Raw genomic sequence first — 25,429 nt, forward strand, 5'->3', positions numbered from 1 at the left:
CTTACTATGGAGATCCAACCGAAGGAATTGGCTGATTTGTTTTTGGCAGGAGAAGAAGAAAAGGCGCTGCAGCTGGTTCAACAATATTTACAGCAACATTCTCAACAAGATCTTTATCATCAGTTGTTAACGCCGGCGATGTACCGGATCGGCGAATTGTGGGAAAATAATATCATCAGTGTGGCAGATGAGCACCTGGCGACTGCCGTGTGCGATTTTGTAGTATCTGCTGCTGAGTTAAAGCGTGAATCAATCAAGGGGATAAAAAGGAAAGCAATGATTCTGGGGCCTGAAGGAGAAGGCCATTATATCGGGATGAAAATGGTTTCATCTTTGTTTAAAGAAAATGGCTGGCAGGTTCACTATATGGGACCGAACCTTCCGTTGGAGTCGGCCATTGAATCCGCCAAACGCTGGAAGCCGGAAGTGGTGGCATTGTCAGCGGCACTGGTTTATCGTTTGCCCGCTTTGCAGCAATATGCAGCAGCATTCCGGGAACTCGATTTCAAGCCTGTCATTCTCCTGGGAGGAAGAGCGGTTTCAATTGCCGATCCTTCTTTTATCCGTGAGGAAGGCACCGTTGTGGTCAAAGATTTACAACAATTGAAAGACTGGATTCAAACAGGAAAGGAGGCAGACGATGACTTCCATTTCTCAATTGGCTGAATGTCCATTGCCGGCACTCAAACTGGACAGCAATTTGGCTATCACGGATTGTTCAAAGGAAGCAGAGGCTCTGTTTGGCCGTTGCGCATCTTTATTGGATTTGCTTGACTCGGGCAGCCAAAACAAAGCGCGCCATTTTTTCAAGCCGGACAAGAGTTCTGCGGCATTGGAGTTGAATTTTAAAACGTTGACGGAAGAGCTGTTATTGGCTGATGTACACAGTCGTTGGGAAAGTGCTTCTGCTGTGAACGTCATCATTGTTCCGAAAGACAACCGGATCAACGAAATTTCCAATCAATTGATCACCTTGAGAAAGCGGCTGAATGATACCAACTTCGATTTGCTGCGTGAAAAGGAACGGACGGAGCTGTTGTTGCAGCAGGTGAGGGAGTTGTCGGCCCCCTGTATCAAAATTGGCAGGCAACAGCTTCTCATTCCGTTGTTTGGAGATTTGGACTCTGAAAAAATCGAAGCGGTCCGTTCTCAAATTTTGAATGAAGTCTATGAACAGGATGTGGAGACCGCTATCATCGATTTGACGGCAATGGAGCAGATAGCAGCTGACGGTGTCACTCTTCTGGAATCCATGTTTCAAAGCCTGCGGATCATGGGAGTCGAAGGCATCATTACGGGCGTCAAGCCGGAACATGCGAAGCAATTGCATTTCTTGAAAGACGCAATGGAATTGCGCTTCGAATCCTCGCTTCATTCAGTTTTGACATCGCTGAATCTGGTGAAATAGAGATGTTTCAGCCCAGTCCACTGTCTGCAGAGGGCGGGCTTGTTTTATTGGAAAAGAAGAAGGAATAGTTGCAGATCCTGTTCTGATCCGAAGGTGTAAAGTAGTGGGCAAAAGTCACTGCCGTACTATCGGATCAGCCGTTGTGAGCTGAAAAAATGAATTGATCCGATTTAATCGCTACAATGGTAAAGATAAGGAGTGAATGAAATGCCAACAAAGAAGTTTGAAAATATCCCACTTGCCGTTCTCGACTTGGCGCCGATCAATGAAGGAAGCGAAACAGGCCAGTCGTTCAAAAATAGCGTGGAGCTGGCCCGCCATGTAGAAAAGCTGGGATTTAACCGGTACTGGCTGGCTGAGCATCATAATATGCCAGGCATCGGCAGTTCAGCGACGTCCGTTTTAATCGGCCATATCGCAGGAGCGACTTCGACCATCCGTGTCGGTTCCGGCGGTATTATGCTGCCGAACCATGCACCGCTCGTCATTGCTGAGCAGTTTGGGACGCTGGAAGCGATGTATCCAGGCAGAATTGATCTGGGTCTGGGGCGCGCACCAGGAAGCGACCAATCAACGGCTTTTGCGCTGAGACGGACGCTTCACAGCAGCGGCGATGAATTTCCTCAGCTGGTCGATGAACTGGAGAACTACTTTTCCGACAACCCGGCTGGACGGGTTCGCGCGTATCCGGGCACAGGCCTGGACATTCCGATTTGGCTTCTGGGTTCCAGTGGCTTCAGCGCACAGCTTGCTGCCTATAAAGGTTTGCCATTCTCATTTGCCAGCCATTTTGCGCCGGACTTCACCATGCAGGCGCTGCAATTGTATCATCAGAATTTCAAGCCGTCTGCTGCCTTGAAAGAACCGTACGCGATGGTAGGGGTCAACATCATTGCTGCCGATACACAGGAACGGGCGGAATGGCTTGCGACTTCCTCACAGCAGCAGATGTTCTCGCTGATGAGGGGAGAACCGACCACATTCCAACCGCCGATCGATGATTTGAAAGAAGTTTGGACTGACCGGGAAATCGCCATCTTCAGGGAAAAGCTGGACAGCGATTCCATGATCGTTGGAACACCGGATGTCGTCCAGCAAAAACTGAAAAATTTCATCCAGAAAACAAGAGCCAACGAAGTGATTGTCAATTCGCAGATTTTCCATCAGGAAGACCGTCTGCGGTCCTATGAACTTGTGGCTGAAATGATGGAATGATAAAAACCTCCTGTCTTCATGAGACAGGAGGTTTTTCAATGCACAGAGAAAAACACCTCCCATTCGAGAGAGGTGCTTCCATGAAGATCAGTGAAGGTCTTTTGCTTTGATCTCTTCACTTTTCTCTGCTTCCAGTGCGTCGTCTTCCTCAAACACAGAGTAATCAGGTGCTCCTTCACCGACCATATCAAGAGATGCCATAAAATCTTCATCCAAACGGCGTTCGATTTCTTTTGGATTCAGACGTTCGCGGTTCATGCTGACCAGCCTCCTTGTTTTTTCACAATAGTGGTATGGATGAGGAAGACATCTTTCTATCTATCATCAGTATACTGATTTTTCAATTTATTTTGAAGCGATACGGCTTGCCGATTCTTTTTCTTTTGAAATGAAAAAGTCGGCACACCGATTTCGGTATGCCGGCTTTTTATTAGTTGTCCTGATTTACTTCAGCGTTCAATATCATCGATTCGAAAAACAACGAAGGAGAGGTTTCGTTCCATTCGGCTGAAGTGGGGTCTTGTGTCCGTTCCGCGATAAAGCCATAGGCCATTTGCGTCCGCGGGTCGTCCGTCAGTGGAAGTTTCACCAAAGGGCCTTCAGGGGTCAGCCAATTCAATTGCTCCTGTCGATTATTCAACGAAAAGTCGATCCATTGCTGTTCAGCTTCTTCGCTTGCAAACAAAGGTGCTGGCGCCAGCATGGTCCATGTCTGGGAAATATGTTTCGGAGGCAGCCAGAAACTTTTCAGGACGGTGCCTTCTTCAAACTCCAAATTGGGGTTTTCGTGGCGGAGTTCCATAACTTCTGTACCATCGCCGAGTGTAATTTCTCTGGATACATAGATTTGGCCCTGAAGCAACTCGTTGCCATTCCATTCAATAGCGCCGAAAGGGTTGCTTGTCGGGTCTTGTCCGTATACAGGGTCCTCTGATGGGTCAACGGGTTCAGGGTTCCAGGAAGTCAGTTCCCCGCCTTCCAGACCTGACATATTCAAGGAAAGTGCATAGGGCATCCATCCGGTATTATCGACTTCTTCAAACAGCAGCTTGACATCATTGTCCAACGTCCGTTCCACAATGGTATACGTTCCGAGCTGAAGACCGAGCAGCTTGATGGCACGTTCATGTCGGATATCAGAACCTTCTTCACTGACTTCAGGATCGGAAAGTGTAAAAAGCGTCGGTTTGTCTATCGTCAAGCTTAATCCGTCCACAGAATGGACTTCTTCTTCGTGCGTCATATACATCATGCCCGCGAATAAAATAAGCGTCATAAAAAATACGACCAATATCAATAACGTGATCTTTCTGAACAAAATGTCCACCTCTGTTGTCTGCTTTGTCATGCTTCTTCGATTATAGCATGGCAAAAGGACAGAATCAGTGGAAGATTTGAGCATGCGATGAACTTTCAGGAAAGAGTCGACAGAAGGGGGCTGTATCCGTTCTATTTTTTAGACAGGCAGTTTTGTATAATGGAAGATGGAGGGATTAATGATGAAAAAATTATTACTGACGGGATTTGAACCGTTCCTTGACTTTACAGTGAATCCAACGATGAAAGTGGTGGAGGAACTGGAAAGCGAAACGATCGGTGGGTATGAGGTGATCGGCAGGATTTTGCCGGTGGATTTTCACTCATCAGGAGAACGCCTGCTTGGACTGATAAAAGAAGTGGAGCCGGATGCAGTCATTTCGCTGGGCCTCGCTGCAGGCAGATTTAAAATGACACCGGAACGCATTGCGATCAATGTAAAAGACGGTGCAGTGGACAACGAAGGGCATAAACCGGTGGATGAGCCGATCCGCGGGGAAGGGGAAGAAGGTTATTTCTCCACTTTGCCGATCCGCAAGATGGTCAATCGCCTGATTGAAGCCGGCTTGCCGGCGGACGTGTCCAATACGGCTGGCGCTTATTTGTGCAACAATGTCATGTACGAAGGGTTGCATTACGCCAAAACGCAAAAGCCGGACATGCTTTCGGGATTTCTCCATATGCCGGCTTCCCATGAGCTGGGGATTCAGCATGGCAAGATTCCGAGCTGGTCGCATGAGGACCTGGTAAAAGGTGTGCGTGTGTGCATCGAAAGCTTATCAGAATAGAACAGAGTGGGTCGGTTTTAGGGGTTTTTAGGTCGGAACGCAAAAAAATTTCCGCCATCGCAAATAAATTCTCCTCCTCGCAAATAAAAATTTTCAAACGCAAATAATTCGCTCTAATCGCGAAGAAACACATAAAACAAGCCGGCTGTGCAAATGCGCAGCCGGCTTGTTTTTATATAGACTCTAAATGATTTCCCAATTCCGTTGTTGGGCCACGGTTTTGAGGCGGGGTTCCGGCTGGACGGCGACGGGATTTCCCACCAGCTCCAGCACAGGCAAGTCAGAAAAGCTGTCACCGTATGCAGAACTGTTCGCCCAATCGATCTCTTTGCCGGCCAAAGCCTCTTTTATTTTCTCCGTTTTCAACGGGCCTTGTATATGGGCGATGGGAGTCCGGTGGTCCAGCAGATCATTTTTGTAGGGGACTTCCGTGCCGATGATGGTCTGGATTGGCATTTCTTTGGTCACTGCCTCCAGCAGCGGCATGAAAGCGCCTGATACCAGCATGACATAATCATTGTTTGCGACATGTTGCTTGAGCCTTTCGACCACGCCGGGGTTCATGTCAGCGTGCATTTTCTCCGCAATCTCCTGAAAATACTGTTCCAGGTCATTTCGCGAAAAAGTCTGAAGCGCTGATAGATACGCCTGGACTGATCGCTGGCGCATTTTCTTCTCCGGGTAAATCTTCAATTTGTGCCCCAGGTAAGGAGGAAGAATGGCACGGTAAAACATCCGGTATCGCTTGCTATGTTCAGGGTGATGTTTTAAATGGTCCATCATCAGCTGAAAAGTCTCTTTCGAATACAATGTTCCGTCAAAATCGAATATGGCTACGCGCACAACTATCACTCCGGTCTGTCATAATTTAATCTCTATAATAAGTTAAACTTAATGATCTCTAATTGTCGATATTCCGCAAAACAGCTCCGCTTTCCTGCGGGCTTGCGCCGAACTAACTCGGGCTGGACGCCCGAGTGGATTTCGACACTTCGCTATCCCGCTGGAGTCTCCGCTGTTTTGCTCCATATCTTTTAGTTTAACAGCAGGAAAACAGAAGCCTATCTCTTATTTAATAAATTTCTTAGCGCCGGCGCGTCCACGGGCTGGGCGGAGCTATGAGACGAGTGCTCTTCTCGGCTCATGGCGGGAAAGGCATTGGCCAAAGATAGTTTGGCCGATGCCTTTGCGACGAAGCAGCGAAGCGATGCAGGAGCACCGGTTTATGCCCAAAGCGGCCGAAGCGGTGTATAAAAGCTAATTTCTTTAGTTTAACATATATAGTTTAATCATATCGGAAAGCACAGAGGTGTTCTAGTGCTTTGCAAATGCCAGATGAGCCGAGGAGGCTTTTATGATACTATTAACTAGAGCTATTGGTATATATTGACGCTATAAGTCCTTTTTTAATTTATGAGGTGTATAAAGTTGAAGAAAGAAATAAAATCGATTTATTTTATCCGTGTATTCGCGATGCTGATGGTGGTGCTGGTTCATGTAACGGCACCGTATACGCATTTGTTTTCCCCCAATACGATTCAGCATATATCATATCATTTTGTGAATAATATCGTCCGCGTGGAAGCAGGCTTATTCATCATGCTGGTCGGCATTGTCTTTTTCTATAATTACCGAAATCGCGAGTTGACGCCGAAAGTACTGCTCGATTATTTCCGAAAACGCGTCGTCTACATATTGATTCCTTATATTATCTGGTCACTTATCTATGAAGCGGATGCTATTTACTACAACCATAAAGTATTTGACATGGGTGGGATATTGGATAACATCCTTCACGGGGGCAGTAAATATCAACTCCACTTCATCTCTTTGGTCGTCCAGTTTTATCTGTTCTTTCCGATTATGCTGTTCATCGTCCAGAAATCGGCTTTTTTGCGGAAGTATTTATGGGCAGTCGGGGTTGTCATCGAATTTGTATATTATTTCGTGAATATGGAATACCGTTTGACGAGCGGACCGTTTTTCGTGACGATTATCAGTCCGTTTTTACTGGGCGCCTGGATCGGACTTCACTATGAAGCCATCAAGGCAAAAATCACCGGTTCAAAAACCGTACTGCTCGGTCTGGCATTTTTGTGTGCCGCTGTACCTTATGTGCTGATCCGTTATCAGAATGCGTTTAATACACGCGTTCCGATTCCGGAAGAATTGTATAAATTGATCGGCATCGGTTTCCTGGTGATCGGCGGCTTGTACTTTTTCCATTTGTCGGAACGGCTCGTTGTCAAACTGGACAGCGACGCCATAGAAAAAGTCAAAAACCTGGCTTATTATTCCTTCGGCTATTATTTACTGCATCCATATGTCATTACGCAAGTGAACATCTATTTCCCAATTCGGGACGGCTGGTTCTCTTGGCACTTCATGATTTTCTTCCAGTATGTGTTGGTGGTGGTCATTTGTTATTTCGTCATTTGGTGGTTCCATCGTTTTATTCCATTGGCGAGTTTTGTGTTCGGCAAACTGCCGAAAAAGGCGCCGCTTTTCTGGGAAGCCGGAAAAGAGCGGTTGCCTTCTGCTAAAGGAGAGAAGGCATAGCTGTTCCATGTTTACCAGCTGATTCGTCGAGGTATAGAAGAGAAACTGAAACAAGCTCGACAGGAGGTCGTTGAATGGCTGAAAAGCAGATCATGGTCGGCTATGTGCAGCTGACGGAAGAAGAATCGGAACGGTTGTTTGAAGAAGTGAAGAAAGATAAACAAATCGATTCCTATGACGCGCTTCAGGATTTGATGGAGGATTTTGAATCGAGGGTCATCGAACCGGAAACAAAACCGTTGGCAGATGTAATGGATGACAAAGAAGCTCCTACGGAAGAAAAAGACACAGGAGTCCGTTACATCGAAATCTTCAATAAACTGGAGGAAGACTCCCGTTACCGCATCAAATCATCCAAACAACCATAATGGATTTCAACAAAACCGCCCAAGCAGCTGCCTGGGCGGTTTTTACTGAGCTAACCGCTGCTTCACTTCCTGGAGATCGAACAGCGGCATTTTGCATACATAATTTTCACAGACATAAACAGCGAGAGGGATGTCGTCATGAATTTTCCCTTCTGTCAGCGGCATGGTCCCGGCAGCTTCCACAGTCGCTTCAAGCCATACATCGTAAGGCCGGTAAGACGTCCTCAGAAACTGAAGCAAGGCGCTTTTTTCAGTTTGTGATGTGCCGCTGATGACAATTTCCTTGCCGCCGGCTTGAAAAGCCAGCCGGGCAGTCAGCAGCATCAAAACGGCGGAAGGGTATTTTTCTGCAATATCGGCAAAAGCGGTGATGGTTGTGTCACTTTTGGTCAACAAGTCGTTATCGCCTGTCAGCTTGCCAAGGCGCCATAATTGCAGCGCTGCGATGCCGTTGCCCGAAGGCATCGCTCCATCAATCGCTGTTTTGTCCCGGACAATGAGTGCTTCGGCTTCTTTATCGGTAAAGAAAAATCCATATTGGCCGATATCCTCAAAGCGTTCAAGCAAAGCCTGTGCCAGTTGTTTTGCTTTTGCCAGGTTCGCCACAGCACCCGTAGCCATATATAATTCGATATGAGCCCAGAGCAGATGCGCATAATCATCCAAGTATCCGAGGTTTTTCGCTTCTCCTTCCCGCCAGCGGGTGTAGAGATACTCTTCCTGCCATAAGTGAGTATCTACAAATTCTACAGCATTTTCAGCGAGCTCAAGGAATTTCGGTTCAGCAAAAGCTGCACCGGCTTTTGCCATCGCCGCGATGCACAGTCCGTTCCAGGAAGTCAAAATCTTATCATCCAAATGAGGGTAACTACGTTTTTGCCGTTCCGCCAGCAATTGTTGCCGGCAATTCTCCAACAGTCTTTCGAGTTCCACAAGTGTCATTCCGTGTTTGTCGGCAATGGCTGCTTTGTTTGTGCCGATCAGGTTCGGGATGTTTGCATTTTCAAAATTCCCTTGAGGGGTGATGTTGTAAACTTCACGGTATACCGGCGCTTGTTCGGTTCCCAGAATTTTCGTTATTTCATCAGCGGACCAGACATAATACTTTCCTTCTTCCCCTTCACTGTCCGCATCAATGGCAGAATAAAAGCCGCCATCCGGATGCAGCATTTCCCGTTTCAGGAAACGGGCTGTGTCATAAACTATTTTTCGGTAACTGGGGTTTCTGTTAATCAGAAATGCCTCTGTATAGACCATCATCATCAAGGCCTGGTCATAGAGCATTTTCTCGAAATGGGGGACCAGCCATTTCGGATCGGTCGAATAACGGGCAAAGCCGAAGCCGACATGGTCGTAAATTCCGCCATCCGCAATGGAATCCAGCGTTTTTTCAACCATCTCCATCGTATTCTGATCTTTGGTGACGGCGTAATACCGGAGCAAAAACAATAATTGGCCAGGTGACGGGAATTTAGGGGCACCGCCAAATCCGCCGAATGAAGAATCAAATTCCCCTTCCAGAATGGCATGGGCCTGGGCAATCACTTCTGAAGAAACTTCCTGTGTGTTTGTCTGGATTCCCGGCTGCAATGCACCGGTCAGTTTGTCGGCGACGTCCTGGATTTTTTCAGGATCGGTCCTGTAGGCATGGAGCAACTGAGGCAAAACATCCATCATGCCGGGGCGGCCATACTTGCTTGTTTTCGGAAAGTACGTTCCGGCATAAAACGGGCGTTGCTCTGGTGTCAAAAAAACGTTCAGCGGCCAACCGCCTTCACCGGTCAGCAGTTGACAGATGTTCATGTAAATCGTGTCAATATCCGGTCGCTCTTCCCGGTCCACTTTGATGGCGATGAAATGGTCATTCAATAATTCCGCCACTTCTGCGTCTTCAAATGATTCATGCTCCATGACATGGCACCAATGGCAAGTGCTGTAGCCGATGGACAGGAATACCGGTTTGTTTTCCGCAGCGGCTCTTTTGAAAGCTGCATCGCTCCATGGATACCAATTGACCGGGTTGCTGTCATGCTGAAGCAGGTAAGGCGACTTCTCCAGAGACAACCAATTCTTATCAGCACTCGGTCTGGCATCAACCAACGGATCTTTTTCAGAATGGTCCAAGGAAATCACTCCACCTCTAAGGTTTATTGAGTCTTTACCTATACTGTACCTTGTGGAAGAAATTATAAACAGAAAAAGGAGTGGCCCTGAATGATTTTCAGGGCCACTCCTAGCTTGTTGAGAAACGGTTCAGTACCTAGATATTCCGCAAACCAGCTCCGCTTTCCTGCGGGCTTGCGCTGAACTAACTCGGGCTCGGCGCCCGAGTGGATTTCAGCACTGCGCTATCCCGCTGGAGTCTCCGCTGCTTTGCTCCATATCTTACCCATTGTTCTATAAACAAGAAATCAATGGTATATCCTGATTTCTTATTTTAACCGCCTTAAAATCAGTAATGGGAACTGAATGAAGCGGAAGGCGGCGACTCCTGCGGTAATAGCATGAGCTGAAGGCCCCGCAGGAGCGCAGCGACGAGGAGACTGAAGCCATGCCCGCGGAAAGCGTCCGCCTGGAGCGAAATGGAAAAGGCTGATGAAAGTTTCTCGACAGCCTCGGAGTAGCCCTGAATGATTTTCAGGGCCACTCCTCAATCTTAGCAAGGAATATTATTCAGCTCGTTGTCCCATGCACCGTTCGCATTCATAGACGATCGATTCGCGTTGTTCCTTGATTTCGTTTCCGCATTCCTGACATTCTTTCTTAGCGCGTGTTTCAAAAGTTTTCATTGTTTTCATAGTGATCTCCTCCAGTATCAGTTTAGTTTTTCATACCCGGGCAGTGTCAAAAATTCGGCAAAATCACTTTGCAATGTAAGACTTGTAAACAACTCGCTGGCCTCTGCATAACGTCGGGACAGATAACGATCTTCCCCCACTGATTCTTTGATCTTGTCGGTTTCTTCACCTGTAAGTTCGTGGAACAGGCTGACATCGATGTTGCGTCCATCAATCAGGACGCCTTGCGGATGGCGGATCCAATGCCAGACTTGGGACCTGGAAATTTCGGCAGTGGCGGCGTCTTCCATCAAATGGTTGATCGGTGCGGCACCGTTGCCGGACAGCCAGGAAGCGATATACTGGATACCGACAGAAATATTGGAGCGAAGGCCTTCTTCGGTAATCGTACCTCTTGGAATTTCGACGAGGTCTTCCGCTTCAACATGAATATCACTGCGTTTTCGGTCGATTTGATTGGCTGTCGGCATATGTTCATCAAATTGTTCCATGGCGACTGCCACCAGGTCGGGATGGGCGACCCATGTGCCATCATGTCCATCCAGCACTTCGCGGCGCTTGTCTTCACGCACTTTTTGGAAAGCGGCTTCGTTTGCTTCAGGATTTCCTTTAATCGGAATCTGGGCAGCCATTCCGCCTAAAGCCGGAGCATTCCGTTTATGGCAAGTTTGGATGCACAGTAATGTATAGGAGCGCATAAACGGGACAGTCATTGTCACTTGCGACCGATCCGGCAAGATGAACTTCGGCTGGTTGCGCATCCGTTTGATGAAGCTGAAAATATAATCCCATCGGCCACAATTGAGTCCTGCTGAATGATCGCGCAGTTCATATAAAATTTCATCCATTTCATAAGCGGCCAGAATCGTTTCAATCAGAACGGTTGCCCGGATGGTGCCTTGCGGGATGGCGAGTTCGTCTTGTGCAAAAACGAAGACATCGTTCCATAACCTCGCTTCCAGATGACTTTCCAGCTTTGGCAGGTAAAAGTAGGGACCGGAACCACGGTCAATCAATTCCCGGGCGTTATGGAAAAAGTATAAGCCGAAGTCGACCAGGCTGCCGGATACCGGTTTGCCATCAATTTCGATGTTCTTTTCCATCAGATGCCAGCCGCGAGGGCGGACCATCAAAACAGCCGTTTCATCCTTGAGTGCGTATTGTTTACCGGTTTCAGGAATTTCAAAATCGATTTGGCGCCGGACGGCATCCCGCAGATTGATTTGTCCGTCGATGATATTATGCCAGTTGGGAGCCGTGGCATCTTCCAGGTCCGCCATGAACATTTTTGCTCCGGAATTCAAGGCATTGATGAGCATTTTGCGGTTTGTCGGTCCGGTAATTTCGACACGGCGGTCTTTCATATCTTCAGGCAATGGAGCGATTGTCCAATTGCCTTGACGGATATGTTTGGTTTCAGGAAGGAAATCGAGTGGAGTTCCCGCGTCGATTTCCTGTTGCCGCTGCTGCCGCTTTTCCAGTAACTCCACACGGCGTTTATTGAACTGGACATGCAGTTTTTCAATGAATTCCAAAGCTTCAGGTGTTAAAATGGTCTCCATTCCTGGAATGGCGTCTCCTTTAATGACGATATTCGACTTCGTGATCAATCAAATCATCCTTTCATTAAACTGTTTCTTTTTGGAATTGAGCGCTTTCTGTTGATCCTTTCATCGCGGTCGTGGAGCTTGTGCCACCGGAAATGATCTGTGACACTTCATCAAAATAACCGGTGCCCACTTCACGCTGATGACGGGTTGCTGTATAGCCTTTCGCTTCATTGGCAAACTCAGCTTGCTGCAGTTTCGAGTAGGCTGCCATGCCGTGATCTTTATAGTCATAAGCCAGTTCGAACATGCTGTTGTTCAATGCATGGAAACCGGCAAGTGTGACAAACTGGAATTTATAACCCATTTTTCCGAGTTCCACCTGGAATTTCGCAATTGTTTCGTCATCCAGTTTCGCTTTCCAGTTGAAAGAAGGGGAACAGTTATAGGCAAGTAATTTGCCAGGGAATTTTGCATGGATGGCATCAGCGAACGCCTGCGCTTCTTCCAAATTTGGATGGGAGGTTTCGCACCAAACCAAATCTGCATAAGGAGCGTAAGCAAGGCCTCTTGCAATGGCTTGATCGATTCCGGCATTCGTACGGTAGAATCCTTCAGGCGTCCGTTCTCCTGTGATGAATGGATGATCGACCGGATCGATATCGCTGGTGATCAAGTCGGCTGCGTCTGCATCTGTACGGGCGATCAAGAGAGTCGGTACACCCAGTACATCAGCTGCAAGTCTTGCAGAGACAAGGTTCCGGACTGCATTTTGAGTAGGCAACAAGACTTTTCCGCCCAAATGTCCGCATTTCTTTTCAGAAGCCAATTGGTCTTCAAAGTGGACGCCTGCAGCACCGGCTTCAATCATGGCTTTCATCAATTCGAAAACATTCAGCGGTCCGCCGAAGCCTGCTTCCGCATCTGCTACGATCGGTGCAAACCAGTCGAAGCCTTCTGTGTTTTCCACACTGTCGATTTGATCGGCACGTTGAAGTGCCCGGTTAATTTTTTTTACAACATCCGGTACGCTGTTGACCGGATACAAGCTTTGGTCCGGGTACATTTGACCGGCTGAGTTGGCATCGGCCGCGACTTGCCAGCCGCTCAGATAAATTGCCTGAAGGCCAGCTTTTACTTGCTGAACTGCCTGATTTCCTGTCAATGCGCCAAGAGCGTTGACGAAGTCTGTTTCGTGAATGGAGCGGAACAAACGCTCTGCTCCTCTTTTAGCCAACGTATACTCAATTTGAACAGACCCCCGAAGTTTCACAACATCTTCCGCTGTATACGGACGTTCAATTCCATTCCATCTGCTGTCTTCTTCCCAGCTCTTATTCAACATTTCCACCTGTAATTGTTTGCTGACCATTTAACCCATCCCTTTCCGAATAAAAAAGTTTTTATTAACTGTATTAATACAGTTTGTTTTGATGTATATTACTATATAACAGAATATTTACACTGTCTTGAAAATTCGATAAAAGCGTCTATTTCATGACAGAAGCAGAGATTTCGCGACAAAGACATTTGAAAGGGGAATCGGTGTATGGAAAACAGTGTGTTGGAACAGTTTGGATTTATCATGGGGGATTGGATTCCGAAAGAAGCTTCAATCGCAATCGCTAAAGGAAAGCAGTATATCTATTACAAAGCGGGAATTCACGACCTTCGGATTCAGGCGGGACAAGCGGTCGAAAGCGGAAGCGTCGCAGCGAGTACATATATAGAAGGAAAACGTATTGAGCGGTTGATGGAACCTTCTGCGGACGGCTCTGCCTATTACGGAATCGGTTACCCGGTCAGCATAGCTGGAGAGTCCAGTGCATTGGTCATTATTTTGCCGCCGGATTATCCGGTCCGTCAAAAGCAGCCGCTGCAGTTTCTGACAGGAAAACTGGAAGACAGGTGGCGCCCGGTCGCGATTGATAAAGTTTCCCATATAGAAAGCAGCCAAAAAAAGACCTGGTTCTATGCAGAAGACGAGACCTATTGTTCAATCCATACATTGAAGAACCTGCGGCATCAATTGCCGGATACTTTTTTGCCGGTTCATCGTTCTTATATCGTCAACATCCATTTCATCGAAGAAATCAGCCGTGATCTTTCCTCGAATTACTTGCTGACTTTAAAAGACGGATCCATGCTGCCGGTCAGCCAAAACTACGCCACTTCAATCCGAGAGCGACTTGGATTTTAAAAAAGAGCGGAGCATCAACTTAATGGACAAATAAAAAAAGCCATCCGGGGATGGCTTTTTTTATTCGAAAATCTTATCGGGATTCAGCAGGTTTTCCGGGTCGAGCAGTTGTTTCATATTTTTCATGACCGACACTGCTGCGCCGTGTTCGGTTTGCTGGAATTTCCTTTTTCCGATTCCTACACCATGTTCCCCTGTGCAGGTGCCGCCAAGTTCGATGGCCCGAAAAGCCAGTTTTTCATTGACCAGTTCAGCTGCCTCCTGCTGAGCAGGGGATTCGGAGTCAAAGACGATCAAGGTGTGGAAGTTGCCGTCTCCAATATGGCCGAGTATGCCACCGACCAAAGCGCTTTCTTCGATCAATTCACGGGCATAGTCGATCAAATCAGGCAGCTTGGAGATAGGCACGCACACATCTCCACCTGTAACTTTCGTTCCTTTTAGGTGGCGGAAAGCATAAGACATTTCATGACGCGCTTTCCAAATGAGCGATCGTTCTTCCGCATCCACAGCGACTTTCCAATTTTCAGCTCCCAAACCTGTCAATAATTCTTCCGCAAGCACTGCTTCTTCTTCAGCCGCTTTTTTCATGCCGGCGAATTCAAAAAACAAGGAATGCCTCTCTGGAATTCCATAATTTCCATAGGTATTTACCTGGCTGATACTCAAGGCGTCAACGAATTCCATACGAAGGATTGGAATGCCGCTCAATAGAATCATATGAGCCGCTTCCGCGCATTCACGTGGAGTTGAAAATGTACAGCTTGCAGCGATGACATGCTCCGGAATTCCATGCAGCTTCAGGGTGATTTCCGTAATGATTCCGAGCGTTCCTTCCGAGCCGGTAAACAAACCGGTCAAGTGATACCCAGAAGATGATTTTTTTGCTTTTGATCCTGTATGTATAATCGTTCCGTCCGCGAGTACAACTTCCATATCTGTGATTTGATCGCGCATTGTTCCGTACCGCACAGCAGTTGTGCCACTGGCGTTAGTGGCTGCCATCCCGCCAATTGAAGCATCAGCGCCAGGGTCGATGGGGAAGTACAAGCCTTGCCGGTTGATCAATTTGTTCAGCTGCTTGCGTGTGATGCCCGGCTGTACGGTGATTTGCATGTCCTCCGGTGAAAACTTCAACACCTGATTCATCCGTTCAAAATCCAGAGAGATGCCGCCTTTTACAGGAATCGCCTGTCCTTCAAGCCCGGAACCTGCTCCAAAGGGGGTCACAGGAATGCCAAAAGTTCTTGCTGTTTCCAGGATTGCTTGTATGTCTTCTTTGGATTCCGGAAAACATACGACTTCCGGTTCAACAGCGTGATGCGAGGATTCGTCGTGGCTGTGACGATAGCGTTCACTTTCGCTGGATGAGTATTGATCAGTCTTTAACTTTTCTTTCAGATGTTCCAACCAATTATTTTTCACGAAAACAACACTCCTTTTTTAAAAGTATATAATAAAATTGAAAATTTGGTGGTTTGCGTTTGAAAGTATTCGGGTACTATTAGAGGTGCTATACATAGTAAATACTTAGTTCACAGGAGGAATTATGAAAAAATTATACGGACTACTGCTCATTTTACTTGTTGTCATGGCTGCATGCGGCCGCCCTGACGATTCAACCACTTCATCTGGAGATGAAAGTGGGGATGAAGTACACACAATTCGTATTGCTTATTTGGTACCGGAAGAGCATTCAGCACACATTCAATCTTTGGAATTCAAAGAAAAGCTGGAGTCGGAATCGGATGGCAGATTAAAAGTTGAACTGTATCCGAATGGCCAGCTATACGGCTCAGACCGGGAAGCAATCGAAGCGACACAGCTGGGCAATATCGAAATGACCATTCCTGCTGTAGCCCCACTGGCTTCTTTCAACGAAAAATTCCTTGTCTTCGATCTGCCTTTCCTGTTCAATGACTATGACGCTGCATATAAAGCGCTCGATGGAGACCTTGGACAAGAACTATTGGCTGATTTAGAACAAAATGACTTAAAAGGTCTGGTATTTGGCGAAAATGGATTCAGGCATGTCTCCAATAATGAAGGGCCGATCGAAAAGCCGGAAGATATGGAAGGCTTAAAGTTGCGGACATTGGAAAATCCGCTTCATACAGATACTTTTAAAGCATTTGGTGCAAATGCTTCACCGTTCGCATTTGGTGAGTTATATACGGCACTCCAGCAAGGTACCTACGACGCCATGGAATGTCCGATTTCACTTTACTACACAAACAAGTTCTATGAAGTGCAGGATTATTTGTCATTGACAGGGCATGTATACGCAGCGGCCATCCTGCTTGCCAACAATGACTTTTACAACAACCTGCCGGAGGATCTTCAGGACTTGGTGATGGAAGCTTCCGAAGAATTTCGGGATGCTCAGCGTGAACTGGCCCAGGAGCAGGACGTGGAATTTCTGGATCAGTTGAAAGCTGAAGGAATGCAGGTGAACGATTTGACAGCAGAACAGCGCAATGAGTTTCGTGAAGCGGCACAGCCTGTCTATGAAAAGTACGAAGACCAGATAGGTCCCGAATTGATAGAACAGGCATTGGCTGCCAATGAATAAGTGGTGGAAAAACCAAGGAGCCGGCTCCTTGGTTTTTTTGCTGGGCAGATAAAAAGCTATTTGTTTTGCTGAATATTATCATTTTATATTTACAAACAATTTAACATATTCTATACTTTCTGTATACAGTATACACTGTATGGATCTTCGAGAAAGGAAGGAGGAACTATGGAAAAGATCGCTACAAAAGCCACTTTAGCTGAACAGGCGTACGAGTACATCAAAAAAATGATTATCACTGGAGAACTTGATCCTGGGGAAGAACTCCCTGAAGAAAAACTTGCTGCTGAGCTGGGCATCAGCAGAACTCCTTTGAGGGAAGCACTGAGAAGACTAGCTGTTGATGCGCTTATCGAATTGAGGAAAACCCGTCCTGCAGTGGTTGCCGGTTTTAATCATGAAGACGTCAAAGAGATTATGGAAATCCGCAGGTTACTTGAAATCCATAACCTTGAACACTTATCGAAGGCAGATCAACAGCGTGTCATTCCTGATTTAAGAGAAAACGCGGCGCGTCAGTTAAAGGCGGTCAAAGAAAATGATTATGTCTGCTTTATGGACACCGATCAGGAATTTCATGCGTTGCTTTACAGCAGCAATTCCAACAAACGCATGAAAGAAATGATTTATACGGTGAACACAGGTGGAAGCCGTGCTTTTCTGTTGTTGTCTGAAACAATCTGCAAAAGTGCTGTAGAAGCTTACCATGAACATTTGTCTATTATCGAAGCGATTGAAAAAGGGGATATTGAAGCAGCCAAACAGCAAATGGCACTTCATCTGAAAAATATCGAAAAACGTTTGCTGGAATACATCAAATAGGAGGCATTATGAAAAAATTACTGGGTTTATTACTTATCGGACTATTTATCCTGTCAGCTTGTGGAAGACCGGACGGAGGAAGCACGACATCAGATGGTGGCGGAGAAGGCGAAGAAACGTACACAATCAGATTGGCGCACCTGGTGCCTGAAGAACAGTCGTCACATGTGAAAGCGCTTGAATTTAAAGAAAAGCTGGAAGAAGAGTCTGACGGCCGACTGACTGTGGAACTTTACCCGAATGGTCAGCTTTACGGATCTGACCGCGAAGCGATTGAAGCGGTGCAACTAGGGAATATCGAAATGACAATTCCGGCGGTAGCGGCTATGGCTTCGTTTAACGAGAATTTCCAAGTGTTTGATTTGCCGTTCCTGTTCAACGACAACGAAGCGGCGTACCGGGCCCTTGATGGCGAATTGGGTCAGGAATTGATGGCTGGTCTGGAAGAAAACGGTTTAAAAGGCCTTGTGTTTGGTGAAAATGGTTTCCGCCATGTATCGAATAACGAGCATCCGATTGAAATGCCTGAAGACATGGAAGGCTTGAAAATGCGTACTTTGGAAAGTCCGATGCATACCGATACGTTCAACGCTTTCGGAGCAAATGCATCTCCCTTCGCATTTGGTGAGTTATACACAGCCCTTCAGCAAGGAACATATGACGCGATGGATTGCCCAATTTCACTTTATTACACAAATAAGTTCTATGAAGTGCAGGATTATCTGACGTTAACAGGTCATGTTTATGCAGCCACTGCGTTGTTGGTAAACGATGACTTCTACAACGGATTGCCCGAAGACCTTCAGGAATTGATCATGGAAGCTTCTGAAGAGTTCCGCGATGAACAGCGTGAATTGGCTCAACAGCAGGACGCTGAATTCCTCGAGCAATTGAAAGCGGAAGGCATGCAAGTCAATGATTTGACAGACGAACAGCGCGAAGCATTCCGTGAGGCTGCTGAAGTGGTCTACACAAAATATGAAGACCAAATTGGCAGAGATTTGATTGATCGTGCGCTTGAAGCCAACAATCAATAAAGCAGGATAAAAAAGAACAACAAAAAAATCAAGGAAGCAATTCCTTGATTTTTCTTTTCTGAAAGGAAGTAGGGCTTATGATAAAGAAGTTTGCAAAAGCGGAAGAAGCTTTTCTCGTATTGACGCTTGTTGTCATGGTGGCATTAATCTTCAGTCAGGTTGTTGGCCGCTATGTCTTTTCCAACGCACCAAGCTGGACAGAAGAGATGGCTCGCTACATCCATATTTTCCAGGTTTGGATCGGAGCCAGCTATGCAGTGAAGTTGCGGGAGCATATACGAGTGGAGGCTTTTATCACCAGGTTTAAAGGAGTTCCAAGACAGATTCTGGAAACCATAACTCTTGCTATATGGTTTGGCATTGCATTGTTTCTAGCTTATTTTGGCACCCAGCTGGTTTTAACAAGTATTCAAAATGGCCAGGTCACTCCTGCCATGCAGATGCCAATGTGGATCCCGTTTCTGGCAATCCCGCTTGGCGGTTTTGGCATGTGCATCCGCCTGCTCCAGCAATTGAGAAAGATTTGGCAGGGGGATTATGAAATGCACAAGGAAGGAGAACTTCCGGGATGACAATAGCCTTATTATTCGGGACTTTATTTATTTGTTTACTGATCGGTGTGCCGATCGCTTTTGCGTTGGGGGTTTCAGCATTGACAGCCATTTACTTTGGCTCTACCCTGCCGCTCAGCATCATTACACAAAAAGCTTTTACATCGCTTGACTCCTTTCCATTGCTGGCGATTCCATTCTTTATGCTTGCAGGTATTTTAATGGGCAAGGGTGGCGTTTCCAAACGACTGTTGGATTTGGCGGCAGCCATGGTCGGCTGGATGACTGGCGGATTGAGCATGGTGACCATTGTAGCTTGTATGTTTTTTGCTGCCATTTCGGGATCAGGCCCGGCAACAGTGGCAGCCATCGGTGGATTCATGATTCCGGCGATGGTGGCACGCAATTACGGTGGCGGCTTTGCCTCGGCAGTAGCAGCTTCGGCTGGTTCCATAGGCGTTATCATTCCGCCGAGTATCCCGTTTGTCTTGTATGGAGTCATCGGCAGTGTGTCAGTCGGCAGTATGTTTTTGGCAGGGATCATCCCTGGCTTCATCGTTGGTTCGGGATTATTGCTGACCGCATACTTAATTTCCAAAAAACGAGGGTATAAGCCAGAACCAGGGGAAGACACCAAATTCGTTTTTAAAGATGTAGTGAAAGCTTTCTGGGAAGCAAAATGGGCTTTGCTGATTCCCGTTATTATCCTTGGTGGTATTTACGGCGGTATTTTCTCACCAACAGAAGCTGCTGTTGTAGCAGTTGTCTATGCCGTCATCATCGGTAAGTTCGTCTACAGGGAATTATCCTGGAAGGGATTGTACGAAAGCTTCAGGGAAGCGATTGTCATCAATGCAACAACGATGATTATCATCGGGCTTTCCGTATCGTTTGCTTACTTTATGACCATCGAGCAGATTCCAGGAGAAATTTCCGATTTCTTAACAGAGCTATCAACAAATCCATTTGTTATTCTGTTGGCGATTAACTTATTATTATTAGTAGTGGGGATGTTCATCGATACTATATCAGCACTTGTTGTACTGACGCCGATTTTGCTGCCGATTGTAACGGCTGTAGGAGTGGATCCCGTTCATTTTGGTGTCATATTGGTAGCAAACCTGGCGATCGGTTTTGTTACACCACCGCTGGGAGTCAACTTGTTTGTGGCATCGAGTGTAGGGGGTGTCCGGTTTGAAAGAATCGCGACTGCCGTTTTGCCATTCCTTTTTGCGATGATTGTTTGTCTGCTGGTCATCACGTTTATTCCCGAGCTGTCTCTATGGCTTCCGGGCTTGTACGAATAATTATTTCCATTTTCAGAAGAGAGGTTGTTTTTCATGAGTGTATCCATTAACAGTCGAGCCGAAGAGTTGGTGTTTTCCGGCATTCGACAATTTGCCAATCAAATGATCGACTATCCGGAGGCCATCAATTTAACAGTCGGCCAGCCCGATTTTCCGACCCCTGAAGCCGTAAAAGAAGCAGGCATCCAGGCGATCCGGGATAACCAGACGAATTACTCCCATAATGCAGGCGTATTAGAGTTGCGTCTTGCCATAGAATCTTTTTTTAAGGACACCTATGGACTGAAGTATGATCACCGAAATGAAATCATCGTGACAAATGGTGCAAGCGAAGGGCTGGATTCTGTTTTCCGGACCATTTTGGAAGAAGGCGATGAAGTGATTTTACCGGCTCCGACCTATTCAGGGTACGAACCGCTTGTTCAGTTATGTGGAGGGAAGGTGGTTTATCTGGATACGTCCTCGACCAGATTCCAGCCGACACCTGAACATCTGGAGTCCTTGATTACCGACCGCACGAAAGCGGTGCTGATGAACTTCCCTTCCAATCCAACAGGAGTGACCCTGGGCACGGAAGAAGTGGAGAAATTGGTCCGTGTGCTGGAAAAGCATGATGTGTTTGTTGTCACAGACGAAATTTACAGTGAAAACTCCTTTAATGGCAAGCATTGCACATTTGCTTGCTATGAAAGTTTGCGCGACCGGACGATTCTTGTCCACGGTGTCTCAAAATCGCATTCGATGACCGGATGGCGTATCGGCTATGTGTTGGGACCTAAAAAGGTGATGAATCAGGTGATCAAGGTCCACCAATACAACACGGTCTGTGCTTCGGTTCCCGGTCAGTATGCTGCCATCGAAGCGTTGAACAATCAGCGGCATGTTCCTGCAGAGATGAACAAAGAATACATCAAGCGGAGAGATTTCGTTTACGGGCGCCTGCAGGACATGGGAATAGATGTCGTGTTGCCGACAGGAGCATTTTACATTTTTCCATCCATCGAAAAGTTCGGAATGCCGTCCTTTGAATTTGCCACACGCCTGCTGAAAGAAGGCGGCGTGGCGGCCGTTCCTGGTTCAGCTTTTACTCAATACGGCGAAGGGTTTTTACGGATTTCATATGCCTATGCAATGCCTGTACTGGAAGAGGGTATGGACCGTCTGGAAAAATTTATTGGATCGCTGACTTAACTTTTATCTGAAATGAGGAATTGATTTATGAAACGTCTGTGGGATACTCCTGAAAAAATGACTGATTTGCTATGTGAAATGGTGTCATGGGAAAGTGTGTATTTAACGCAAGGGGAAATTGATTTTCCCAAAAAAGCGAAAGCTAAATTGGAGAACCTTGTTTATTTCCAGGAAAATCCCCATCTGTTGGAACTGGGGGAGGTCAACTGGGACCGGACTTTCCTGACGGCTTTGTACAAGCACGAAGAAGCCAGGGATACAGTTGTCCTGCTCAGCCATTTTGATACGGTGAGCACAGAAGACTACGGCGTGCTTCAACCACTTGCCTGTAAACCGAGAGAGTTGACTTCCGCTCTTCATGACCGGAAAGAAACGTTGAGGGAAGAAGTGCGCAGAGATCTGGAATCAGGGGATTACTTGTTCGGACGCGGAACCATGGATATGAAAGCGGGGCTTACACTTCATATGGCACTCATTGAAAAAGCTTCCATTGAAGAGTGGCCGGTCAACTTGCTGCTTTTGACTGTTCCGGATGAGGAAATCAATTCAAACGGTATGCGTGAAGCAGTTCCAAAACTTGTCGAGTTGAGTGAAGAGCATAATTTGGATTACAAATTATTCTTGAACGGGGAACCTGTATTTGCACAAGATCCGAATGAGCATGATTTCAAAGTCTATTCCGGTACCATCGGTAAAATCATGCCGAGCGCTCTTTTCTATGGAAAAGAGTCACATATAGGAGAGCCGCTCAGCAGTCTGCCGTCCAACTTCATGTCTTCTTATCTGGCTCAGGAAATGAACTGGAACCCCTTGTTCCAGGAAACTGTCCTGGAAGAAACTGCACCGTTGCCGATTACTGTTTTGCAAAGAGACGTCAAAATGGAGTATTCAGCTCAGACACCATATCGCGCTGTAGGCATGTATAATGTGTTCTTGCTGGAGCGCAGTGCTGCTGATGTCATGGAACTTTTCGATCAGGCAGTGCGAAAAGCGATGAATCGGATGAGTGAAGATTACATGGAAATGTGCCGCAGGGAACAGATAGAACCCGTGCGGGAAGTGAAAGTTCTGCTTTTTGAAGAATTAAAAGAATACGCTGAGAAGAAATTGGGGAAAGCAAAAGTGGAAGCCATCATTTCTGAAATCGTCACGGAAAACCGGGAAATGGATGTCCGGGAACAATCACACGCCATAGCAGACCTCCTCCTGATGGAATGCCATGAGCTGACGCCTGCTGTGATTTTAATGTTTGCACCACCTTATTATCCACCGGTCAATTCCAGTGGCTCTTCGCTTGTTCAGTCCTGTATCCATCATTTTACGGAACAAGCGAAGGAGAGGTATGGTTTCGAGGTGAAGCAGGGCCATTACTTCAATGGGATTTCAGATCTGAGTTATGTCAATTTCCAGGATCAAAAAGACGGCTGGGTGACTTACGAGATGAATACACCGGTGTATGGAAAAACATACAGCATCCCGTTTGAGAATATGCACAAGTTGCAGGCTCCTGTTCTGAATGTCGGCCCTTTCGGCCGGGATGCCCATCAGCGGACCGAACGCCTGAATATAAAAAATGCTTTTGAACAATTGCCGCCGCTGCTGGAGTCGATGATTACATCCCAATTCGTCAATGTATATTCCCGTTGAGAATATTTTGCTGCGATCAGGGTACAGTCCTGTATAACAAAAAGGAGCTGATGGCACATGTCTGACGTGAAATTATTGTATTTTGAAGACGATGGCACGATTCCCAATAATCCGTCACTGCCGGTGGTGTTTTATCCGCGTGCTTTTCAAGAGGCGCCTGAAAAAATCGAAACAATCTTCAACCGTAATGACTGGACAAACAGCTGGACAGGGGATGTGTTCGACTACCATCATTATCACAGCAACACCCACGAAGTTCTGGGCGTCCGTTCCGGAAGGGCGACGTTGCAGATAGGAGGAGAGCAAGGGACTGAGCTGACAGTTGAAGTTGGCGATGTCGCCGTGCTTCCGGCAGGAACCGGGCATAAAAAACTCGACAGCAGTGCTGACTTTAAAGTTGTGGGAGCTTATCCGGGAGGAGTCCAGCCCAATAAAAAGACAGGAGAACCCGAGGAACGCCCTTATGTGCTGGAAGATATCCAAAACACTCCACTGCCGCACAACGATCCCGTCCGCGGCAAAGAAGGGCCGCTTCTTACTGACTGGTCGTAATATTCACTCCTTGTTGCCTTTAAAAAGGCAGCGGGGAGTTTTTTTGTTGAAGTATCGGCAATTTGAATAGACAGACAAAACAGGCTCTTTTTGAATAAACAAGAAAAACGAGTGGAGAAAATAATTTTCTCCACCCGTTTCTGTTTCTCCCTCAATGTGCCTGCTTCTCGGGTAATCAGACAACTATCGCCGCTTCAAAAAACTCTTTGTACAATTCGTTCAGAATTTTTTTCTCATCTTTTTTCAAAACGCCGAATACCAGACTGACCTCTGAAGACCCCTGGTTGATCATTTCGATATTGGCCCCCGTCCTGGCAATGGCATCAGTGGCCCTTGCTGCCAGTCCTGTACTGTTGTTCATGCCTTCTCCTACGAGTACGACCATGGAAAATTCGCTGCGTATATGGACGTCGTCAGCATACAATTCATTTTTTACACGCTCGATGATGCGTGCTTCCTTTTCAGGTGACAGCTGGTGACTGCGTATGATGACAGAAAGGTTATCAATGCCAGACGGAATGTGTTCATAGGAAATTTGTTCGTCTTCCAATATTTGCAGCAACTTGCGCCCGAATCCGATTTCGCGGTTCATCAAGTATTTGCTGACGTATAAAGTGGAAAAGCCACTGTCAGCGGATATACCGATTACCGGCCGGTTGGAAATATCCCTTTCTGCCACAATCATGGTACCGGAAGACTTAGGGTTGTTGGTGTTTTTTATGCATAAGGGAACAGCGGCTTTATACGCTGGCATTAATGCTTCATCGTGAAGAACGGCAAATCCGGCATATGACAATTCACGCATCTCCCGGTAAGTCATTTGCTCAATTTCCACGGGATTTTCCACCGACCTCGGATTTGCTGCAAAGACACAATCGACGTCTGTGAAGTTTTCATACATCTCCGCTTTCACGGAAGCAGCCAAAATCGATCCGGTGATATCGGAACCGCCACGTTCAAAAGTCCGCAGCACACCTTCTCGGGTATAGCCGAAAAATCCAGGAAACACACTGATGGTGTCACGGCGGTTCAAAGCGGACAAGTTGGTATAGGATTCCGGAAGCGCTTGAGCGCGGTCCGGCAAACCGTTGACAACCAACCCCGCATCTTTGGGGTTTATGTAACTGGCTGGAAGTCCAATCGAAGTCAAATAAGCTGCGACCAATTTGGCGGAATTGTCTTCACCACTCGCTTTCAGCTGGTCGGTAAATAGAGCGGCGTTTTGTTTGTCTTCCTGAAGCCGCTTTTCAAGATCTGCTTCAATCGTTTCCACTATTTCTTTTCCAAGTCCCAGTTCACCAGCAATTATGGCATAGCGCTCAACCACTGCTTCCAGGGGATGGGAGACATCTTCTCCTGACAAAGCTGCCTGCACCAGTTTGATGAGCATGTCTGTAACTTTTTCGTCTTCCTCGTAGCGTTTTCCGGGAGCAGAAACAACAACAATCTGCCGTGCTGGATCTTCTTTGACAATAGCGGCCACTTTTTTAAGTTGCTTGGCGCTGGCAACTGATGTGCCGCCGAATTTGCATACCTTCATCTGATCAAAT

Annotated in this window: 24 protein-coding genes; 15 read left to right on the forward strand and 9 right to left on the reverse strand. The window is 46.8% G+C overall.

Annotated features, from left to right (window positions below):
- Positions 1 to 6 precede the first annotated feature (6 nt).
- From EEX84_RS14755 to EEX84_RS14765, 3 genes are all read left to right on the forward strand, one after another.
- A complete protein-coding gene (locus EEX84_RS14755) occupies positions 7 to 666 on the forward strand; it encodes a cobalamin B12-binding domain-containing protein (protein WP_123166415.1) in 660 nt (219 codons plus the stop codon).
- Positions 641 to 1,408 carry an STAS domain-containing protein gene (locus EEX84_RS14760; RefSeq protein WP_123166416.1) on the forward strand — a complete coding sequence of 256 codons (768 nt, stop codon included), beginning with the start codon at positions 641 to 643 and terminating at the stop codon, positions 1,406 to 1,408. The genes EEX84_RS14755 and EEX84_RS14760 overlap by 26 nt, the downstream gene beginning before the upstream one ends.
- Positions 1,409 to 1,615: 207 nt before the next feature.
- A complete protein-coding gene (locus EEX84_RS14765; protein ID WP_123166417.1) occupies positions 1,616 to 2,623 on the forward strand; it encodes an LLM class flavin-dependent oxidoreductase in 1,008 nt (335 codons plus the stop codon).
- An 87-nt stretch (positions 2,624 to 2,710) separates the two neighbouring features.
- On the opposite strand, the gene EEX84_RS16645 is transcribed toward EEX84_RS14765, so the two are convergent.
- Together EEX84_RS16645 and EEX84_RS14770 are read right to left on the reverse strand one after the other, a co-directional pair.
- Positions 2,711 to 2,881 (reverse strand): hypothetical protein, encoded by a 171-nt coding sequence (locus EEX84_RS16645; protein WP_192892982.1) that lies wholly within the window; start codon positions 2,879 to 2,881, stop codon positions 2,711 to 2,713.
- Between the two features lie 172 nt (positions 2,882 to 3,053).
- Complete coding sequence (locus EEX84_RS14770) at positions 3,054 to 3,941, reverse strand: hypothetical protein (protein ID WP_192892983.1); 888 nt, start codon at positions 3,939 to 3,941, stop codon at positions 3,054 to 3,056.
- Positions 3,942 to 4,122: 181 nt separating this feature from the next.
- Between EEX84_RS14770 and pcp the strand changes: the two genes are divergently transcribed.
- Entirely contained in the window at positions 4,123 to 4,728 is a 606-nt protein-coding gene (gene pcp, locus EEX84_RS14775) for a pyroglutamyl-peptidase I (protein WP_123166418.1), read from the forward strand.
- A 183-nt stretch (positions 4,729 to 4,911) separates the two neighbouring features.
- Here pcp and EEX84_RS14780 read toward each other — a convergent pair whose 3' ends face one another.
- The gene (locus EEX84_RS14780) at positions 4,912 to 5,571 is read right to left on the reverse strand and encodes an HAD family hydrolase (protein ID WP_123166419.1); all 660 of its coding nucleotides are present in this window, start codon (positions 5,569 to 5,571) and stop codon (positions 4,912 to 4,914) included.
- A 585-nt stretch (positions 5,572 to 6,156) separates the two neighbouring features.
- Here EEX84_RS14780 and EEX84_RS14785 point away from each other — a divergent pair.
- Together EEX84_RS14785 and EEX84_RS14790 are read left to right on the forward strand one after the other, a co-directional pair.
- Complete coding sequence (locus EEX84_RS14785) at positions 6,157 to 7,287, forward strand: acyltransferase (protein WP_158599130.1); 1,131 nt, start codon at positions 6,157 to 6,159, stop codon at positions 7,285 to 7,287.
- Positions 7,288 to 7,361: 74 nt separating this feature from the next.
- Positions 7,362 to 7,655: a hypothetical protein gene (locus EEX84_RS14790; RefSeq protein WP_123166421.1), complete on the forward strand. Its 294-nt coding sequence runs from the start codon at positions 7,362 to 7,364 to the stop codon at positions 7,653 to 7,655.
- Positions 7,656 to 7,697: 42 nt separating this feature from the next.
- Here the strand turns inward: EEX84_RS14790 and EEX84_RS14795 are convergent, their stop codons facing one another.
- From EEX84_RS14795 to aceA, 4 genes are all read right to left on the reverse strand, one after another.
- Positions 7,698 to 9,779: a thioredoxin domain-containing protein gene (locus EEX84_RS14795; RefSeq protein ID WP_420812583.1), complete on the reverse strand. Its 2,082-nt coding sequence runs from the start codon at positions 9,777 to 9,779 to the stop codon at positions 7,698 to 7,700.
- Positions 9,780 to 10,324: 545 nt separating this feature from the next.
- Positions 10,325 to 10,453, reverse strand: coding sequence for a protein YhfH (yhfH, locus tag EEX84_RS14800; protein WP_123166422.1), 129 nt, complete (start codon positions 10,451 to 10,453; stop codon positions 10,325 to 10,327).
- A 17-nt stretch (positions 10,454 to 10,470) separates the two neighbouring features.
- The gene (gene aceB / locus EEX84_RS14805) at positions 10,471 to 12,015 is read right to left on the reverse strand and encodes a malate synthase A (RefSeq protein WP_240034004.1); all 1,545 of its coding nucleotides are present in this window, start codon (positions 12,013 to 12,015) and stop codon (positions 10,471 to 10,473) included.
- 64 nt (positions 12,016 to 12,079) lie between these two features.
- Positions 12,080 to 13,372 carry an isocitrate lyase gene (gene aceA / locus EEX84_RS14810; protein WP_123166424.1) on the reverse strand — a complete coding sequence of 431 codons (1,293 nt, stop codon included), beginning with the start codon at positions 13,370 to 13,372 and terminating at the stop codon, positions 12,080 to 12,082.
- 177 nt (positions 13,373 to 13,549) lie between these two features.
- Between aceA and EEX84_RS14815 the strand changes: the two genes are divergently transcribed.
- Positions 13,550 to 14,200, forward strand: coding sequence for a LytTR family DNA-binding domain-containing protein (locus EEX84_RS14815; protein ID WP_123166425.1), 651 nt, complete (start codon positions 13,550 to 13,552; stop codon positions 14,198 to 14,200).
- A 60-nt stretch (positions 14,201 to 14,260) separates the two neighbouring features.
- Here the strand turns inward: EEX84_RS14815 and EEX84_RS14820 are convergent, their stop codons facing one another.
- Entirely contained in the window at positions 14,261 to 15,625 is a 1,365-nt protein-coding gene (locus EEX84_RS14820) for an FAD-binding oxidoreductase (protein ID WP_123166426.1), read from the reverse strand.
- A 124-nt stretch (positions 15,626 to 15,749) separates the two neighbouring features.
- On the opposite strand from EEX84_RS14820, the gene EEX84_RS14825 reads away from it, so the two are divergent.
- The 8 genes from EEX84_RS14825 (at position 15,750) to EEX84_RS14860 (ending at position 23,879) form a co-directional block, all read left to right on the forward strand.
- Positions 15,750 to 16,772: a TRAP transporter substrate-binding protein gene (locus tag EEX84_RS14825; RefSeq protein ID WP_123166427.1), complete on the forward strand. Its 1,023-nt coding sequence runs from the start codon at positions 15,750 to 15,752 to the stop codon at positions 16,770 to 16,772.
- A 168-nt stretch (positions 16,773 to 16,940) separates the two neighbouring features.
- Positions 16,941 to 17,594, forward strand: coding sequence for a GntR family transcriptional regulator (locus EEX84_RS14830; RefSeq protein WP_123166428.1), 654 nt, complete (start codon positions 16,941 to 16,943; stop codon positions 17,592 to 17,594).
- An 8-nt stretch (positions 17,595 to 17,602) separates the two neighbouring features.
- The gene (locus EEX84_RS14835) at positions 17,603 to 18,631 is read left to right on the forward strand and encodes a TRAP transporter substrate-binding protein (RefSeq protein WP_123166429.1); all 1,029 of its coding nucleotides are present in this window, start codon (positions 17,603 to 17,605) and stop codon (positions 18,629 to 18,631) included.
- A 77-nt stretch (positions 18,632 to 18,708) separates the two neighbouring features.
- Positions 18,709 to 19,203: a TRAP transporter small permease gene (locus EEX84_RS14840; protein ID WP_123166430.1), complete on the forward strand. Its 495-nt coding sequence runs from the start codon at positions 18,709 to 18,711 to the stop codon at positions 19,201 to 19,203.
- Positions 19,200 to 20,489, forward strand: a complete 1,290-nt coding sequence (locus tag EEX84_RS14845) for a TRAP transporter large permease (protein WP_123166431.1) — start codon at positions 19,200 to 19,202, stop codon at positions 20,487 to 20,489. Before EEX84_RS14840 ends, EEX84_RS14845 begins: the two co-directional genes overlap by 4 nt.
- Positions 20,490 to 20,522: 33 nt before the next feature.
- A complete protein-coding gene (locus tag EEX84_RS14850) occupies positions 20,523 to 21,680 on the forward strand; it encodes an aminotransferase class I/II-fold pyridoxal phosphate-dependent enzyme (protein WP_123166432.1) in 1,158 nt (385 codons plus the stop codon).
- A 27-nt stretch (positions 21,681 to 21,707) separates the two neighbouring features.
- Positions 21,708 to 23,327, forward strand: coding sequence for a M20/M25/M40 family metallo-hydrolase (locus EEX84_RS14855; RefSeq protein WP_123166433.1), 1,620 nt, complete (start codon positions 21,708 to 21,710; stop codon positions 23,325 to 23,327).
- 57 nt (positions 23,328 to 23,384) lie between these two features.
- A complete protein-coding gene (locus EEX84_RS14860; RefSeq protein WP_123166434.1) occupies positions 23,385 to 23,879 on the forward strand; it encodes a cupin domain-containing protein in 495 nt (164 codons plus the stop codon).
- 175 nt (positions 23,880 to 24,054) lie between these two features.
- On the opposite strand, the gene EEX84_RS14865 is transcribed toward EEX84_RS14860, so the two are convergent.
- The gene (locus EEX84_RS14865; RefSeq protein WP_123166435.1) at positions 24,055 to 25,419 is read right to left on the reverse strand and encodes an aspartate kinase; all 1,365 of its coding nucleotides are present in this window, start codon (positions 25,417 to 25,419) and stop codon (positions 24,055 to 24,057) included.
- Positions 25,420 to 25,429 lie beyond the last annotated feature (10 nt).

The organism is Planococcus salinus (assembly GCF_003719725.1).
GTDB classification, from domain to species: Bacteria; Bacillota; Bacilli; order Bacillales_A; family Planococcaceae; genus Planococcus; species Planococcus salinus.

Bases quoted from the DNA above. Each gene is read 5' to 3' on its own strand.
- EEX84_RS14755 (WP_123166415.1), top strand. From the start codon at position 7: ATGGAGATCCAACCGAAGGAATTGGCTGATTTGTTTTTGGCAGGAGAA.
- EEX84_RS14760 (WP_123166416.1), top strand. From the start codon at position 641: ATGACTTCCATTTCTCAATTGGCTGAATGTCCATTGCCGGCACTCAAA.
- EEX84_RS14765 (WP_123166417.1), top strand. From the start codon at position 1,616: ATGCCAACAAAGAAGTTTGAAAATATCCCACTTGCCGTTCTCGACTTG.
- EEX84_RS16645 (WP_192892982.1), bottom strand. From the start codon at position 2,881: ATGAACCGCGAACGTCTGAATCCAAAAGAAATCGAACGCCGTTTGGAT.
- pcp (WP_123166418.1), top strand. From the start codon at position 4,123: ATGAAAAAATTATTACTGACGGGATTTGAACCGTTCCTTGACTTTACA.
- EEX84_RS14790 (WP_123166421.1), top strand. From the start codon at position 7,362: ATGGCTGAAAAGCAGATCATGGTCGGCTATGTGCAGCTGACGGAAGAA.
- yhfH (WP_123166422.1), bottom strand. From the start codon at position 10,453: ATGAAAACAATGAAAACTTTTGAAACACGCGCTAAGAAAGAATGTCAG.
- aceB (WP_240034004.1), bottom strand. From the start codon at position 12,015: ATGGAGACCATTTTAACACCTGAAGCTTTGGAATTCATTGAAAAACTG.
- aceA (WP_123166424.1), bottom strand. From the start codon at position 13,372: ATGGTCAGCAAACAATTACAGGTGGAAATGTTGAATAAGAGCTGGGAA.
- EEX84_RS14815 (WP_123166425.1), top strand. From the start codon at position 13,550: ATGGAAAACAGTGTGTTGGAACAGTTTGGATTTATCATGGGGGATTGG.
- EEX84_RS14825 (WP_123166427.1), top strand. From the start codon at position 15,750: ATGAAAAAATTATACGGACTACTGCTCATTTTACTTGTTGTCATGGCT.
- EEX84_RS14830 (WP_123166428.1), top strand. From the start codon at position 16,941: ATGGAAAAGATCGCTACAAAAGCCACTTTAGCTGAACAGGCGTACGAG.
- EEX84_RS14835 (WP_123166429.1), top strand. From the start codon at position 17,603: ATGAAAAAATTACTGGGTTTATTACTTATCGGACTATTTATCCTGTCA.
- EEX84_RS14840 (WP_123166430.1), top strand. From the start codon at position 18,709: ATGATAAAGAAGTTTGCAAAAGCGGAAGAAGCTTTTCTCGTATTGACG.
- EEX84_RS14845 (WP_123166431.1), top strand. From the start codon at position 19,200: ATGACAATAGCCTTATTATTCGGGACTTTATTTATTTGTTTACTGATC.
- EEX84_RS14850 (WP_123166432.1), top strand. From the start codon at position 20,523: ATGAGTGTATCCATTAACAGTCGAGCCGAAGAGTTGGTGTTTTCCGGC.
- EEX84_RS14855 (WP_123166433.1), top strand. From the start codon at position 21,708: ATGAAACGTCTGTGGGATACTCCTGAAAAAATGACTGATTTGCTATGT.
- EEX84_RS14860 (WP_123166434.1), top strand. From the start codon at position 23,385: ATGTCTGACGTGAAATTATTGTATTTTGAAGACGATGGCACGATTCCC.
- EEX84_RS14865 (WP_123166435.1), bottom strand. From the start codon at position 25,419: ATGAAGGTATGCAAATTCGGCGGCACATCAGTTGCCAGCGCCAAGCAA.